This is a genomic window from Crossiella sp. S99.2 (assembly GCF_023094165.1).
In the GTDB taxonomy this organism is placed as follows: domain Bacteria; phylum Actinomycetota; class Actinomycetes; order Mycobacteriales; family Pseudonocardiaceae; genus Crossiella.
Genome location: NZ_JALMDK010000004.1, coordinates 188,890 through 203,672, shown reverse-complemented (window position 1 = coordinate 203,672; position 14,783 = coordinate 188,890). Strand labels below are relative to the sequence as shown.

Sequence of the window (14,783 nt, the reverse complement as noted above, 5' to 3'; positions counted from 1 at the left end):
TCGTACGAGAGCGGCCAAAACCCCGTACGACAACGGCCAACACGCGGGTGGGGTGGGGGCTAGGTGGCGGGGCCTCGGGCTATGTGGATGGTCATGGCGGTGAAGTCGAGGGTGATGTTGTAGGGCTTGTAGAAGGAGTGGGAGAAGTGGACCAGGACGTCGAAGCCTTCGCGGCCGAGGGCGGGCTGGTCGTTCGCGTAGCAGTAGCTGTCCCGGGCTACGGCGTTGCCGAGGCGGACTTCCTTCGGGTAGCAGGGGTAGGTGGTGAGGAATTGGCCGCCGGCCGAGGTTTCCAGCGGGCGGTCGTGGTCGGTGCGGACCCGCAGCTGCTTGGCTGTTTCCTGGGTCATGCCCGCGAGCATCTCGCCGGTTCCGCCGATGTTCAGGCCCGCCACCCGCGCTCCGGAGTCGGTGACGCTGCCCTTGCTGAACAGCAGGTGCTCGCGGGCCAGCCACAGCGGCAGGGGCTCGGCGCCCGCTCGTTCGGCGGCGGCGCGGGCCTGCCTGGCCGTGTCGGGGGTTCGGCGGCGCAGGATCAGGGACCGGCCCGCGTAGTCGATGGTGGTCAGGAAGTGGTACAGGATCCAGGTGCCGATCAATCCGTCCGCGCCGGTGCGGGCCTCGCCGTCGGACCAGCGGACGGGGATGTTGCGCAGTTCGAGGTCGCCCAGCCTGAAGGAGTCCAGGACCCCGTAGTAGCTCCACACGAGCTTGCCCTCGAACTCGAGCTGTTCCTTGGCCACGGCCTGCAGTCCGGCTTCGCCGGCGGCTTTCTCCGACAGGTTCAGCGGCCCGACGCGAGTGTAGAACGAGAGCTTCTTGGGCGGGCCGCCGTTGATTGATGCCTCCACCAGCGGCACCGGGTCCAGCTGCCGCCATGGCACCCGCGCGCTGTCGCCGTGGATCTGGTACGGCTGACCGCGGAATGCCGCGAACAACTTGGCGGTGGTTTCGTGGCCTGCCGCCTGCCAGCGGGGTGCGGCCAGGGCGAATTTGTCCTGCCGGATATAGCAGTCGGCCAGCAGCCGGTTGGCGTCTTTGTCCTGCGGTGCCAGTGCGATCGCCGCGGTGAGGTATTTCTCGGCGTCGGGGAAGTTGTTGGACAGCAGTCCCACATAGCCGCGCTGGCGGGCGGCGCGCACATTGCCGGGATCGGTTTTCAGGATTTCCTCGTAGGCGCGGCCGGCCTGGTCGAACTTCCCGGCCTTGAACAGGGCGTCCGCGTCACCGCCAGGGCCGGTCTGGGCCAGGGCCGACTCGCCCAGCAGCGGTGCGGCCGCGGCGGTACCGGCCAGCACGGCCATCGCGCGCAATGCCGAACGTCTGTCGAACTCACTGGTCATCGCTGCAACCTCGGATCTTTGGTGGGGTCGGGATACTGGGGTGGGCAGCCGTTCCTGATGGCTTTGGGGCGCAGTTCGTAGTGCCAGGGCTCATTGCCGTAGATCTGGCACAGCCCGTACTCGGCGCCGTGCTTGGCCAGCCACGTGGTGGCTTTGGCGGGTCCGAGGTCGACCGCGTCGCCGGAGACGTGCAGCGAGGTTTCCGCGGTGGCCACCCAGCGGGCGGCCTCCTTTTTCGAGCCGTACTTCGAGATCGCGTCGCGGAGTAGTCGTTCCTGGTGTTCCGGGGAACGCCAGCCGCTGTTGACGACGAACTGGATCCCTTTCTCCTCAGCGTCCTTCGCGGCTTTCCGCACGGCGTCGAGCAGCGCGGGATTGAGTTTGGTCACGGCCGGAACGTCGTTGGCGAAGACCGTCACGCCGTCCGGGACCGAACCGTCGGCCATGGTGAGGCCAGGTGGACCATGTTTGTCCCCATGGGGAACGTCGATGGTCGATGCGGACGGCCACAGCTGGATGAGGAAAACAAGAAGCGCCGCGCCGCCGATCGCGAGGCTGACCAGGATTGCCGTTCGGGTCCGGCGGGGTGCCGTTCGTGCTGATTCGCCGAGGGTCATACGGCCAGTGAAGGCAGCGCGGTGTTGTCAGCCCGTATGCGGTTTTTGATATGCCGACGATATGCGTATCAGGCGGGGGTGAAGTAGTCGCGGGGGTTGGTGATCAGCATCTGGTCGATGGCCGACTGGGCAACGCCCTGGGCCAGCAGGGCGGGGATGACGGTGTCGCTGAGGTAGTCGTAGCGCCAGTTGGGCAGCATGTGTTCCTTGACGCCGGGCGGGAACCAGTCGATGTGGCTGCAACTGTCCTGGGACAGCACCATCCGCTCCGCGTAGCCCGCTTCGCACAGCGCCCGCACGGTCTCGATCCGCTGCTCGGCGGTGATCGCCAGGTCCAGGCCGAAACGGTCCATGCCGAGGTAGGAACCGTTGTCCGCCAGGCGTTTCAGCAGATCCAGGTCGGTGCTGTCGCCGACGTGGCCGAGCACCACCCTGGACAGGTCCACGCCCTCGGCCTTGAGCAGGGCCTGGACTTCCAGTGGCGTGTCGTTGGTGACGCTGGTGTGCACGGTGATCGGCGCGCCGGTCCGGTGGTGGACGGCGATGACCGCGTGCAGCACCCGGGTGACCTCCGGGGTCAGGCCGTGGATGTCGGCGGCGCACTTGAGGAACGCCGCGCGCACGCCGGTGCCGGCGATGCCCTCGGTGAGGTCGTGCAGGAACAGCGGGATCAGCGGGTCCTCGCCGCCCAAAGTGGTGCCAGGGCCGCGGTGGTGCAGGGTCAGCGGCACGTCGCGGTAGGTGTAGAGGCCGGTGGCGACGATGATCGTCAGGTCCGGCACCCGCGCCGCCACCCGGAGCAGGCGCGGGATGTCCCGGCCCAGGCCCAGCACGGTGGGATCGGCGATCGTGGTGATGCCCGTGTCGCGCAGGGCCTGCAGCCGGGTGACCGCGTTGTCGATCTCGGCCGGCTCGTCCCACAGGTGCGGATAGTTGGCCATGATCTCGGGGTTCTGGACGAACACGTGCTCGTGCATCAGGGTGCGACCGAGCTGGTCCGGGTCCTTCGCGCCGCCGACGGTGTGCACGGTTGGCATGTCCTCCTGCATACCAGGCGGGCAGGTGTGGTGCGATGGGCCGCACGGTGGAGGAGGCGGTATGACGAGTCAGCGGGCCGGTCAGGTGCTGGGCGCGAACCTGCGGGAACGGCGGGAGGCCCTGGGCATCTCACTGTCCGAACTGGCCAGGCGATCCGGCATCGCCAAGGGCACGCTCTCCCAGCTGGAGTCCGGTTCGGGCAACCCCACCATCGAGACGGTGTTCAGTTTGTCGAACGCTCTTGATGTCCCGGTTTCCAGTTTGCTGACTGAACAGGCCGACCCGGACGTGGTGGTGGTGCGCTCGGCCGACCTGGAGGTGCTCAGCGGCGAGGCAGTTGATCTGCGCCTGCTGCGGCGGATCGAGCACGGCGGCGCGGTGGTGGAGGTCTACGACCAGCGGGTGCGAGCGGGCGTGGTGCAGGAATCCGCTGGTCACCCTGGGTTTGAACATACCGCCGTGGTGACCGGGACGCTCCGGGTGACAGTGCACGGGCGGGTGCACGAGATCGGCCCGGGGGACTACGTGCGGTTCCGCGCGGGCACCCCGCACCAGTACGCGGCGGTGGACGGCGAGGTGCGGTCGGTGCTGCTCCTGGAACATCCGCCGGAGTAGCCGCCGTTGACGGCGACCGGTCCGGGACCTAGCCTCGGATTCGTTCATTTTACTGAACGATGGGAGGTGGGTGTGGCGGCGGACGTCGTGGTGGTCGGGGCCGGGGTGATCGGGGCGGCGTGCGCGTACGCGCTGCGGCGGGCCGGGTTGCGGGTACTGGTGCTGGAGCGGGGCGCGCCCGCTTCGGGGACGACCGCGGCGGGGGAAGGGAACGTGCTGGTCTCGGACAAGGCGCCGGGGCCGGAGCTGGAGCTGGCGGTGGAGTCCCGGCGGTTGTGGCCGGGGGTGCTGGCGGAGCTGGGGGCGGCGGAGCGGGCCCGGCGGGCGGACGCGGCCGGCGGCGGCCCAGTGGGTGGGGCGGGATCGGCCGGTGGGCCGGACGTCGCTGGGGCGGTGGCAGGGGCAGCTCGGGTGGGCCTGGCGGCTGCGCCGGGCTCCGCGGCTGACGCGGTGTCGCTGGCCGAGTTGGCCGGGGTCGAGTGGGAGGCCAAAGGCGGGCTGACCGTCGCCACCCGGGACCCTGGGCCGTTGTTCGAGTTCGCGGCGGCGCAGCGAGCGGCCGGCGTGGATGCCCGGGTGGTCGAAGACCCCTGGGAGTTGGAGCCGCACCTGACGCGGCGGGCCACCGGCGCCGTGCACTACCCGGAGGACGCCCAGGTACAGCCCGTGCTGGTGGCGACCGCCTTGCTGCGCGGGATTCCGGTGCGCTCCGGGGTCACCGCGCTCGGACTGGCGCCGGGCGGGGTGCTGACTTCCGAAGGCGTGATCCGGTGCGAGGCCGTGGTCAACGCGTGCGGGCCGTGGGCCGGGGAGTTCGCGACGGCGGTGGGTGCGCCGATCCGGGTGTTGCCGCGGCGGGGCATGGTCCTGGTGACGGGGCCGTTGCCGGAAGTGGTGCGGCACAAGGTTTACGACGGGGACTACGTGGGCGCGGTGGCCAGTGGCGACGCGGCCTTGCAGACCTCGGCGGTGGTGGAGTCGACCCGGGGCGGGACCGTGTTGATCGGGTCCAGCCGGGAGCGGGTCGGGTTCGACGAATCGTTGCGGGTGCGGGTGTTGCGGGAGTTGGCGATCAAGGCAATGGCGTTGTTCCCGGTACTCGGCGAGGTGCCGGTGATGCGGGCTTATGGCGGGTTCCGGCCCTACGCGCCGGACCATCTGCCGATCATCGGGGCGGATCCGCGGGTGCCGGGGTTGTGGCACGCCACCGGGCATGAGGGAGCGGGGATCGGGTTGGCCCCGGCGACCGGGGAACTGTTGGCGGACTTGGTGTTGGGCCGCGCACCCCGGGTGGATCCGCGGCCGTTCCGGGTGGATCGGGCGGCGGTGCTCGGGTGAGCGGGATCTGGGTTGAGGTGGACGGGGTTCGCGTGGCGGCGGCGCCTGGGCAGACCGTGGCCGGGGTGTTGCTGGGGCTGGGGCGGACTTCCTGGCGGAGCACGCGGCGGGATGGGCGGCCACGTGGGGTGTTCTGCGGGATCGGGGTCTGTTTTGACTGCCTGGTCGTGGTGAACGGGGTGCCTGATGTGCGGGCCTGTCAGCGGCGGGTCGCGGACGGGGATGTGGTTCGGGTGCAGTGCGGGGCCGAGCTTCCGGAGGACTGTTGATGTCGCGGGTGGTGGTGGTCGGGGCCGGACCCGCCGGGTTGGCGGCGGCTTGGGCGGCGGCTTCCGTTGGGGCGTCGGTGTTGCTGGTGGACTCCGGGGCCGCGGTGGGTGGGCAGTACCGGCGGCAGTCGGGGTTGCGGGCGGCGCGGGTGCCGGCGCATCCGTTGATCGAGTGGCTGCCGGAGACCTCGGTGTGGGCCGTGGAAACCGTGGCGGGTGGGCATCGGGTCCGGTTGCAGACCGGGGCCGCTGACGCGCCGGGCCGAGCTATGTCCACTGTGGACACTGCGGCGCTGGTGATCGCGACCGGGGCATACGACCGGGTGTTGCCGTTCCCTGGCTGGGATTTGCCGGGGGTGTACACGGCGGGGGCCGCGCAGGCCCTGGCCAAGGGGCAGGGAATTGCGGTGGGACGGCGAGTGATGGTTGGCGGGACCGGGCCGTTCCTGTTGCCGGTGGCGCGGTCTTTGGTTGAGGTGGGGGCTCGGGTCGCGGAGGTGGCGGAGGCGAATTCCGTTGGCAGCTCTTGGGGGTGGCGGCGGGATCCGGTGGGGGCGCTGGGGAAGGTGGGGGAACTGGCGGGGTATGGAGCGATGTTGGCCCGGCGGCGGGTGCCGGTGCGGTTCGGGTCCGCTGTTGTTGCGGCACACGGGGAATCGCGGGTTGAGGCGGTCACGGTGGCCCGGCTGGACCGGGAGTGGCGAGTGGTCGCCGGGAGCGAGCGGGTTGTTGAGGTTGACGCGGTGTGTCTGGGATTCGGGTTCACCGCGCAGCTTGAACTGGCCGTCTCGGCCGGGTGCCGGATCGAGGACGGGGCCGTGGTCGTCGACCCGGCGCAGCGGACCTCCGTCGCCGGGGTGTTCGCGGCCGGAGAGGTGACCGGGATCGCCGGGGCCGGGCCCGCCGCAGCCGAAGGGACCGTGGCGGGATACGCGGCCGCCGCGCGAGTCGGGCGGGCGGTTGCCGTGCCCCGGGACGCGCTGCGGCGGGTGCGGGCCGGGCGGCGGTTCGGGCGGGCTTTGGCGACCGCTTATCCGGTGCGATCCGGTTGGCGGGACTGGGTTTCCGCGGACACCGTGGTGTGCCGGTGCGAAGAGGTCCGGATGTCCGACTTGTGTGCCGCCGTGGCACAGGGTGCGCTGGGGATGCGGGCCGTGAAGCTCGTCAGCCGAGCCGGACTCGGACTGTGTCAGGGACGGATCTGCGGGCGGATCGTCGGTGACCTCACCGGCGCCCCGTTCAGCCAGAACCGGCCGATCGCTGTTCCGGTGCGCCTGCGGGATCTGGCGGCCGTCGAAGACGAGGAGGAGAGCTGAGTTGAGCACCGAGAAACTGGACGGCGTGATCGTGGCGACCGCGCTGCCCTACACCGAGGACGCCGCAGCGCCAGCGGGACTGCGACCCGACCTGGACCGCTACGCCGAACACTGCCGCTGGCTCGTGGACAACGGCTGCCGCGGCGTCGGACCCAACGGCTCGCTCGGCGAGTACTCCTCGCTGACCGACGCCGAACGCCGCGTGGTCGCCCGTACCGCGGTGGACGCCGTGCGGGGCAAGGGAATCGTCGTGGTCGGTGTGCACGGCGTCGGCGCGCACCAGGCCCGCTACTGGGCCGAACTGGCCGCCGAGGACGGGGCGCACGGGGTGCTGTGCCTACCGCCCACGATGTACCGGGCCAACCCGGCCGAGGTGCTGCACCACTTCCGCGAGGTGGCCAAGGCCGGACTGCCGGTGATGGTCTACAACAACCCCATCGACACCAAGGTCGACCTCACCCCCGAACTGCTCGCCGAGATCGGGCAGATCGAGAACATCGTGGCGGTCAAGGAATTCTCCGGCGATGTGCGGCGGGTGCTGGAAATCCGCGAGCAGGCCCCCGAGCTGGCCGTGGTCGCCGGGGCCGACGACGTCGTGCTGGAAAGCCTGCTGATGGGCGCCACCGGCTGGTTCGCCGGGTTCCCCAACGTCTTCCCCGCCGAGTCGGTCCGGCTGTATGAGCTTGCCACCCAAGGAAAACTCGCCGAGGCGCGGGCGCTGTACGAACCACTGGTGGCCGCGTTCCGCTGGGACTCACGGGTGGAGTTCGTGCAGGCCATCAAGTACGGCATGGACCACGTCGGCCGCTACGGCGGACCCTGCCGCCCGCCCCGCGGCCCGCTCTCACCCGCCCAGCTGGACCGGTTGCGCGCGGACATGATCCGGGCCGTCGACTCGCTGCGGGCGGCCTGACATGCGCGCGGCCCGGTACTTCAGCGCGGTCGACTCGCACACCGAGGGCATGCCCACCCGGGTGATCACCGGCGGCGTCGGGGTCATCCCCGGCGACACCATGGCCGCGCGCCGCGAACACTTCATCACCCACCTCGACCACCTCCGGGAACTGCTGGTCAACGAACCACGCGGACACGCCGCGATGAGCGGCGCGATCCTGCAACCGCCCACCATTCCCGAGGCCGACTGGGGTGTGCTCTACATCGAGGCATCCGGCTGCCTGCCCATGTGCGGACACGGCACCATCGGCGTGGCCACCGTGCTGGTGGAGACCGGCATGGTCGAGGTCAGCGAACCGATGACCCGGGTCCGCCTGGACACCCCGGTCGGCCTGGTGGTGGCCGAGGTCGAGGTCCGGGACGGGCGGGCCTTGCACGTCACCATCCAGAACGTGCCCGCCTACACCGACCGCCTGGACGCCACCGTCGACGTGCCCGGCTACGGCAAGGTTCGCTACGACCTCGGCTACGGCGGCAACTTCTACGCCATCCTGCCCCTGGCCCAGCTCGGCATCCCGTTCGAGCGCAGTGAAAAAGACCGCATCCTGGCCGCGGGACTGTCCATCATGGACGCCATCAACGCCGCCGACCGCCCGGTGCACCTGCTGGAGCCCGGCATCAACGGCTGCAAGCACGTCCAGTTCACCGCCCCCGGCCGGCACGGCGGGCAGGCCCGCAACGCGATGGCCATCCACCCCGGCTGGTTCGACCGATCCCCCTGCGGCACGGGAACATGCGCGCGGATGGCGGTGTTGCACAGTCGGGGCGAGCTTGAGGTCGGCGCCGACTTCGTCAACGAGTCCTTCATCGGCACCCGCTTCACCGGGCGGATCACCGGGGAGACCACCGTGGCCGACCGGCCCGCGATCATCCCCGCCGTCACCGGACGAGCGTGGATCACCGGGATGGGCCAGTACCTGCTCGACCCGACCGATCCGTTCCCGAGGGGGTTCGTGCTGTGAGCACCATCGTGTCCACCAGTCCGCAGCGGCCCGGCGACATCGTCGTGGAGACCGCGGCCGCCGACCGGGCCGCCGTCGAAGCCACCGTGGCCCGCGCCCGCGCCGCCGGCCGGGACTGGGAGGACGCCGGACCCGCCGTGCGCTCGGCCGCGCTGACCGCCGCGGTCGCCGAGTTCGAGCGCGACGCCGGCACTCTCACCGACCTCATCGTGCGCGAGGTCGGCAAACCACGGCAGGAAGCCGCCGCCGAGGTCGCCCGAGCCGTCGCCATCCTGCGCTACTACGCCCAGCAGGCCTACGACCCGGCCGGGGAGAACTACCCCACCGGCGGCGGCCTGGCCTTCACCACCCGGCGTGCCCGCGGTGTCGCCGGACTCGTCACCCCGTGGAACTTCCCCCTGGCCATCCCGGTCTGGAAGCTCGCCCCCGCGCTGGCCGCCGGCAACGGGGTGGTGATCAAGCCCGCGCCGGAGGCCACCGCGGTCGCCCAGCGGTTCGCCGCCTTGCTCGACCGGGTGCTGCCCGCCGGACTCCTGGCCGTCACCCCCGGTGGCGCGGAAACCGGCTCGGCCCTCCTGGACGCCGTGGACGTGGTGTCCTTCACCGGCTCCACCACGGTCGGCCGGATCATCTCGGTGGCCGCCGCCCAGCGCGGCATCCCGGTGCAGGCCGAGATGGGCGGACTCTCCGCCACCATCGTGCTGCCCGACGCCGACCTGGACCGGGCCGCGCAGGATGTGGCCCGCGCCGCCATGGGCTACGCCGGGCAGAAATGCACCGCCACCAAACGGATCTTCGTCGTCGGCGACCCCGGCCCGTTCACCGAACGCCTGGAAGCCGCGATCACCGGACTGCGGGTGGCCGACCCGGCCGAGAGCCCCGACCTCGGCCCGGTGATCACCGAAGGCGCCCGCAAACAGGTCCTCACCGCCGCCGCCCAGGCCGAGGCCGCCGGTGGCCGGCTGCTCACCACGCCCTACACCGAGGCCGCCGACGGCTGGTATCTCAACCCGGTGATCGTCGACCGGATCGGCCCGGACGCCCCGCTGTTCCACGAGGAGGTCTTCGGCCCCATCGCCGCCCTCGCCGGGGTGGCGACCGTGGCGGAGGCGTTCGAGCGGGCCAACGGCACCCAGTTCGGGCTGGTCACCTCGGTGTACACGGCCGATCTGGGCGCGGCGCTGACCGCGGTGCGACGCAGCGAGTCCGGCATGGTCAAGGTCAACCTGCCCACCAACGGCGTGGACTTCCACCTGCCCTTCGGTGGCGAGAAGCACTCCGGGTACGGCGAGAAGGAGCAGGGCAAGGCCGCCGTCCGGTTCTACACCAGGGAACGTACTGTGCAGGTACAGGCGTGAACACGGCAGGAGGAGCAGTGACTACCCAGAACGAGGCGGAGGAACCCGCCCGGCGCGACCCGATCCGGCCGATCGATGCCGAGGGCTTCCGCGCCCTCATCGGCACCGGCTGGGGCCCCGCGGACCGCGCGGTCCGGGTGCCCGACGGCCTGGCCAAGGCCTCGGCGGCGCACCGCGCCCGGCTCTCCGCCGCCCTGCCGGGCAAGCGCATCGCGGTCGCCGCGGGCCGCGCCCCGGTTCGCGCCAACGACACCGACTACGACTTCCGCGCCGACAGCGACTTCGTGTGGCTGACCGGCTGCCAGGCCGAGGGCGCGGTGCTGGTGATGACCCCCTCCGGCGGCGGCCACGACGCGGTGCTGCACCTGCGGCAGCCCGCCCGCGCCGACGAGCCGGACTTCTTCGCCAACGCCCGCGACGGCGAACTGTGGATCGGCCCGGTGCCCGGCCTGCCCGACTGGTCGGCAGCCCTGGAGATCCCGGTGCGGCCGATCGAGGAACTGCCTTCCGCGCTGCGCGGGGCGATCCCGGCGGTGCTGGTCACCAGCGGCGTCGAACCACTCCTGGACGCACTCGCCCCCGGCACGGTGAGTGAGACGTTGCAGCTGCGGCGCACCCTGTCCGAACTGCGCCGGATCAAGGACGACTGGGAGATCGGCCAGCTCCAGCAGGCCATCGACGCCACCGTGCTCGGCTTCCAGGACGTGGCCCGCGAACTCCCGTACGCGATCAGCCGTGGCGGCGAGCGCTGGCTGCAGGGCACCTTCGACCGGCGCGGCCGCACCGAGGGCAACGGCGTCGGCTACGCCTCCATCCTGGCCGCCGGACCGCACGCCCCGGTGCTGCACTGGGTGCGCTGCGACGGTCCGGTGCCCGAGGACTGCGCACTGCTCATGGACGCCGGCGTCGAGGTCCGCACCCTCTACACCGCCGACGTGACCAGGACCTTCCCGGTCTCCGGCACGTTCAGCGAACCGCAGCGGCGGATCTACGACCTGGTGCACCAGGCGCACACCGCGGCGATGGCCGAGGTCAAGCCGGGCGCGGAGTACCGGGCCTTCCACAACAAGGCGATGGAGGTCATCGCGACCGGGCTGCACGAGTGGGGCCTGCTCAAGGTCTCGGTGGCCGAGGCCCTGGACCAGAACGGCCAGCAGCACCGGCGGTACATGGTGCACGGCACCGGCCACTACCTGGGCCTGGACGTGCACGACTGCGCCTCCTCCAGCGCCAAGGCCTACCACGCGGGCACCCTGGAGGCCGGGATGACGCTGACCGTGGAGCCGGGCCTGTACTTCCACCCCAACGACGAGACCGTGCCCCCGGAGTTGCGCGGTATCGGCGTCCGGATCGAGGACGACCTCCTGGTCACCGACACCGGCAACGAGGTGCTGTCCCAGGCGCTGCCGATCACCGCCGACGGCATCGAGCAGTGGGTGCAGTCGCACCTGCCGCGCTGAGCTGACCCGGGCCGCGCCGGGAATCTCCGGTGCGGCCCGGGTGTCAGCGGTCGGTGACCTTGCCGTCGTCCACGTGCAGGTGCCGGGTGGTGGCGACCGTGTCCAGCATCCGCCGGTCGTGCGTGACCAGCAGCAACGTGCCCGGGTAGTGGGCCAGGGCCTGTTCGAGCTGTTCGATCGCGGGCAGGTCCAGGTGGTTGGTCGGCTCGTCCAGGACCAGGAGGTTGACGCCGCGGGCCTGGAGCAGGGCGAGGGCGGCGCGGGTGCGTTCGCCGGGGGAGAGGGTCGCGGCCGGGCGGGTCACGTGCACCGCGTTCAGCCCGAACTTGGCCAGCAGCGTGCGCACCTCGGCCGGGGCCTGTTCGGGCACGGCCGCGTTGAAGGCGTCCACCAGTGGTTCGCCGCCGAGGAACAGGCCGCGGGCCTGGTCGACCTCGCCGACCACCACCCCCGGACCCAGTGACGCCTGCCCCGAGTCGAGTTGTGCGCGGCCCAGCAACGCGGCCAGGAGGGTGGATTTCCCGGCTCCGTTGGCGCCGGTGATGGCGACCTTGTCCGCCCAGTCGATCTGCAGGTCCACCGGTCCGAGGGTGAAGCCGCCGCGCCGCAGCACCGCCGCGCGCAGCGTCGCCACCACCGCGCCCGCGCGGGGTGCGGCGGCGATCTCCATGCGCAGTTCCCACTCCTTGCGTGGTTCCTCCACCACGTCCAGGCGTTCGATCAGCCGCTCGGTCTGCCGGGCCTTGGATGCCTGTTTCTCGGTGGACTCGCTGCGGAACTTGCGGCCCTGCTTGTCGTTGTCCCCGGCCTTGCGGCGGGCGTTCTTCACGCCCTTCTCCATCCAGGACCGCTGGGTGCGGGCCCGCGCTTCCAGGGCGGAGACGGTGTCGGCGTAGTCGTCGTACTGGTCGCGGGCGTGCCGCCGGGCCACCTCGCGTTCGGTGAGGTAGGCGGTGTAGCCGCCGCCGTAACTGCGGATCTGCTGCTGGATCAGGTCGAGTTCGACCACCCGGTTGACCGTGCGGGTGAGGCACTCGCGGTCGTGGCTGACCAGGACCGTCCCGGCGCGCAGCCCGGTGACGAAGGCTTCGAGGCGGTCCAGGCCGTCCAGGTCGAGGTCGTTGGTGGGCTCGTCGAGCAGGAAGATGTCGTACCGGCTCAGCAGCAGCGAGGCCAGCCCGGCCCGCGCGGCCTGCCCACCGGAGAGCCCGGTCATCGGCGCGTCCAGGCCGACGGTGAGTCCGAGGTCGGCGACCACCTCGCCCATCCGCTCGTCCAGGTCCGCGCCGCCGAGGGCCAGCCATCGTTCCAGGCTGTCGGAGTAGGCGTCGTCGGAGCCGGGCGCGCCCGCGGTCAGCGCCTCCAGGTCGGTGTCCATCCGCGTTTGCGCGGCGGCGACCCCGGTGCGGCGGGCCAGGAAGTCCCGCACCGATTCTCCGGCCCGGCGTTCCGGTTCCTGGGGGAGGTGGCCGACGACGGCGCTGGGCGGGTTGAGCCGGATCGAGCCCTCCTCGGCGGTGAGCAGCCCGCCGAGGGTGCGCAGCAGGGTGGATTTGCCCGCCCCGTTCACCCCGACCAGGCCGATCACATCGCCGGGGGCGACGACCAGGTCCAAACCGGAGAACAGAACACGGTCCCCATGCCCTGCGGCGAGACCCTTGGCGACGAGTGTGGCGCTCATATCGAGGTGAATCGTAGGCGGCCGTCCGCAGCCCCCGCGATTCGGCCGTTGACCTCCAGTTAAATGGAGGAAATAGCCTCCGGATCATGATCGATGACAACGGAATCACCGTGGTCGCCGGAGCGACCGGAAACATTGGCGGCCGGGTGCTGGCCGAACTGCGGCGCCGGGGCCACCGGGTCCGGGCACTGACCCGGAGTCCGGAACGAGCCGCGTTCCCGGACGGGGTGGAGGTGGCCGTGGGCGACCTGGCCGACCCCGGCAGCCTCCGCCCCGCGCTGGCCGGGGCGAGCGCGGTGTTCCTGCTCACCTACGACGCGGCCACCGGCGCCCCGCTGCGCACCGGCCCCGAGCTGGCCAAGGAGATCGCCGCGGCCGGGGTGCGGCGGGTGAGCACGCTGTGGGGCGGTGAGCCGGGGCCGGTGGAGCAGGCGATCGCCGCGGCGGGGCTGGCCCAGGCCGTGTTGCGGCCGGTGGAGTTCATGTCCAACACGCTGTCCTGGGTCGGGTCGATCCGGGACGAGGGCGTGGTGCGGGAGGCTTTCCCGGAGCTGCGCAGCGCCATGGTGCACGAGGACGATATCGCCGAGGTGGCGGTGCGCACGCTCACCGAGGACGGGCACGCCGGCCGCGACTACGTGCTCACCGGACCCGAGGTGCTGACCTTCGCCGACCGGGTCCGGCAGCTGGGCGCCGCGCTGGGCCGGGACCTCCGGTTCGTCGAGCTGACCGAGGAACAGGCCAAGGAGCGGATGCGCGGCTGGGGGTACTCGGCCGAGGCGGTCGAGCACGTCATCGGCTGGTACGCCGATCCGCCGCGGGAGGGCTACACCGTGCACCCGGACGTTGAGCAGCTGCTCGGGCGGCCCGCGCGTACCTTCGCCGACTGGGTGGCCGAGCATGCCGGGGCCTTCCGCTGACCTCAGCCCACCCCGGTCAGCTCGGCGGAGAGGTCCCACAGCCGGGCCGCGGCCGCCGGGTCCCTGGCCCACGGTTTGACGCCGCCGATCAGCATGTCCTCGGTGTCCGCGGGCCGGGCCAGGGCGTTGTCCTGGCAGTACGCCCCGCCGTGCCCGTCCAGTTCGGGCGCGGTCGCCGCCCACACGGCGGTGGCCGCGCCCTGCGCCGGGGTTTTGAACCCGGGCGCGGGGGTGCCGTCGGCGGCGAACCAGCCCAGGGCGAGCTGTTCGGCGCGCGGGATGTGGCGTTGCAGCGGGGTGAGGATGCTGCCGGGGTGCACGGCGAAGGCGCGCACGCCCAGGGTGTCCAGGTGCAGGGCGAACAGGGCGTTCGCGGTTTTGCTTTGCGCGTAGGCCAGCCAGCGGTCGTAGCCGGTGGTCCAGTGCGGGTCGGCCCAGCGGATGTCGGCGAGGAAGTGGCCGGAGGAGCTGACCGACACCACCCGCGCGGTGCCGGACAGGGCCGGGCGGAGCTGGTTGACCAGGGCGAAGTGGCCGAGGTGGTTGACCGCGAAGTGCGCTTCCCATCCGGGGCCGACCCGGGTTTCCGGGCAGGCCATGATGCCCGCGTTGGCGATCACCAGGTCCAGGCTGCGGCCGGAGTCCAGGAACCGGGCGGCGAAATCCCGGATGTCGTGCTGGTCGGCCAGGTCCAGGGCCTCGATCTCGGTGTCCGGGAGGTGGGTGCGGGCGGTCTCGGGGCGGCGGGCCGGGACCAGGACCTGCGCGCCCGCGGCGGTCAGCGCGCGGGTGATCTCCAGGCCCAGCCCGGAATAGCCACCGGTGACCAGGGCGGTGCGCCCAGTGAGATCGATGCCGCTGAGGACCTCGGCGGCGGTGTGCTGCGCGGTGAAAGACATACCGCGACGCTAA

At 71.6% G+C, this 14,783-nt stretch carries 14 protein-coding genes; 9 read left to right on the top strand and 5 right to left on the bottom strand.

From position 1 onward, the window contains the following. Positions 1-59: 59 nt before the first annotated feature. From MZC64_RS16750 to MZC64_RS16740, 3 genes are all read right to left on the bottom strand, one after another. On the bottom strand, positions 60-1,343 hold the full coding sequence (locus MZC64_RS16750) for a tetratricopeptide repeat protein (protein WP_247757633.1): 1,284 nt from the start codon (positions 1,341-1,343) through the stop codon (positions 60-62). After that, positions 1,340-1,960 (bottom strand): M15 family metallopeptidase, encoded by a 621-nt coding sequence (locus tag MZC64_RS16745; RefSeq protein WP_247757632.1) that lies wholly within the window; start codon positions 1,958-1,960, stop codon positions 1,340-1,342. The genes MZC64_RS16750 and MZC64_RS16745 overlap by 4 nt, the downstream gene beginning before the upstream one ends. A gap of 68 nt (positions 1,961-2,028) precedes the next feature. Beyond that, positions 2,029-2,997 carry a phosphotriesterase gene (locus MZC64_RS16740; protein ID WP_247757631.1) on the bottom strand — a complete coding sequence of 323 codons (969 nt, stop codon included), beginning with the start codon at positions 2,995-2,997 and terminating at the stop codon, positions 2,029-2,031. 61 nt (positions 2,998-3,058) lie between these two features. On the opposite strand from MZC64_RS16740, the gene MZC64_RS16735 reads away from it, so the two are divergent. The 8 genes from MZC64_RS16735 (at position 3,059) to MZC64_RS16700 (ending at position 11,270) form a co-directional block, all read left to right on the top strand. Continuing rightward, complete coding sequence (locus MZC64_RS16735) at positions 3,059-3,613, top strand: helix-turn-helix transcriptional regulator (protein WP_247757630.1); 555 nt, start codon at positions 3,059-3,061, stop codon at positions 3,611-3,613. Positions 3,614-3,685: 72 nt separating this feature from the next. After that, positions 3,686-4,951, top strand: a complete 1,266-nt coding sequence (locus tag MZC64_RS16730; RefSeq protein WP_247757629.1) for an FAD-dependent oxidoreductase — start codon at positions 3,686-3,688, stop codon at positions 4,949-4,951. Positions 4,952-4,956: 5 nt separating this feature from the next. Beyond that, positions 4,957-5,220, top strand: coding sequence for a (2Fe-2S)-binding protein (locus MZC64_RS16725; RefSeq protein WP_247758276.1), 264 nt, complete (start codon positions 4,957-4,959; stop codon positions 5,218-5,220). After that, positions 5,220-6,536 carry an FAD-dependent oxidoreductase gene (locus tag MZC64_RS16720; protein WP_247757628.1) on the top strand — a complete coding sequence of 439 codons (1,317 nt, stop codon included), beginning with the start codon at positions 5,220-5,222 and terminating at the stop codon, positions 6,534-6,536. The genes MZC64_RS16725 and MZC64_RS16720 overlap by 1 nt, the downstream gene beginning before the upstream one ends. 1 nt (position 6,537) lies before the next feature. Then, complete coding sequence (locus MZC64_RS16715; RefSeq protein ID WP_247757627.1) at positions 6,538-7,449, top strand: dihydrodipicolinate synthase family protein; 912 nt, start codon at positions 6,538-6,540, stop codon at positions 7,447-7,449. Between the two features lies 1 nt (position 7,450). Then, entirely contained in the window at positions 7,451-8,452 is a 1,002-nt protein-coding gene (locus MZC64_RS16710) for a proline racemase family protein (RefSeq protein WP_247757626.1), read from the top strand. Continuing rightward, positions 8,449-9,810, top strand: a complete 1,362-nt coding sequence (locus MZC64_RS16705) for an aldehyde dehydrogenase family protein (protein WP_247757625.1) — start codon at positions 8,449-8,451, stop codon at positions 9,808-9,810. Before MZC64_RS16710 ends, MZC64_RS16705 begins: the two co-directional genes overlap by 4 nt. 17 nt (positions 9,811-9,827) lie before the next feature. Then, on the top strand, positions 9,828-11,270 hold the full coding sequence (locus tag MZC64_RS16700) for an aminopeptidase P family protein (RefSeq protein WP_247757624.1): 1,443 nt from the start codon (positions 9,828-9,830) through the stop codon (positions 11,268-11,270). A gap of 43 nt (positions 11,271-11,313) precedes the next feature. On the opposite strand, the gene MZC64_RS16695 is transcribed toward MZC64_RS16700, so the two are convergent. Then, positions 11,314-12,951 carry an ABC-F family ATP-binding cassette domain-containing protein gene (locus MZC64_RS16695; RefSeq protein WP_247757623.1) on the bottom strand — a complete coding sequence of 546 codons (1,638 nt, stop codon included), beginning with the start codon at positions 12,949-12,951 and terminating at the stop codon, positions 11,314-11,316. Positions 12,952-13,037: 86 nt separating this feature from the next. Between MZC64_RS16695 and MZC64_RS16690 the strand changes: the two genes are divergently transcribed. Beyond that, positions 13,038-13,871, top strand: coding sequence for an NmrA family NAD(P)-binding protein (locus tag MZC64_RS16690; protein ID WP_247757622.1), 834 nt, complete (start codon positions 13,038-13,040; stop codon positions 13,869-13,871). Between the two features lie 2 nt (positions 13,872-13,873). Here the strand turns inward: MZC64_RS16690 and MZC64_RS16685 are convergent, their stop codons facing one another. Then, on the bottom strand, positions 13,874-14,770 hold the full coding sequence (locus MZC64_RS16685; RefSeq protein WP_247757621.1) for an oxidoreductase: 897 nt from the start codon (positions 14,768-14,770) through the stop codon (positions 13,874-13,876). Between the last annotated feature and the right edge of the window lie 13 nt (positions 14,771-14,783).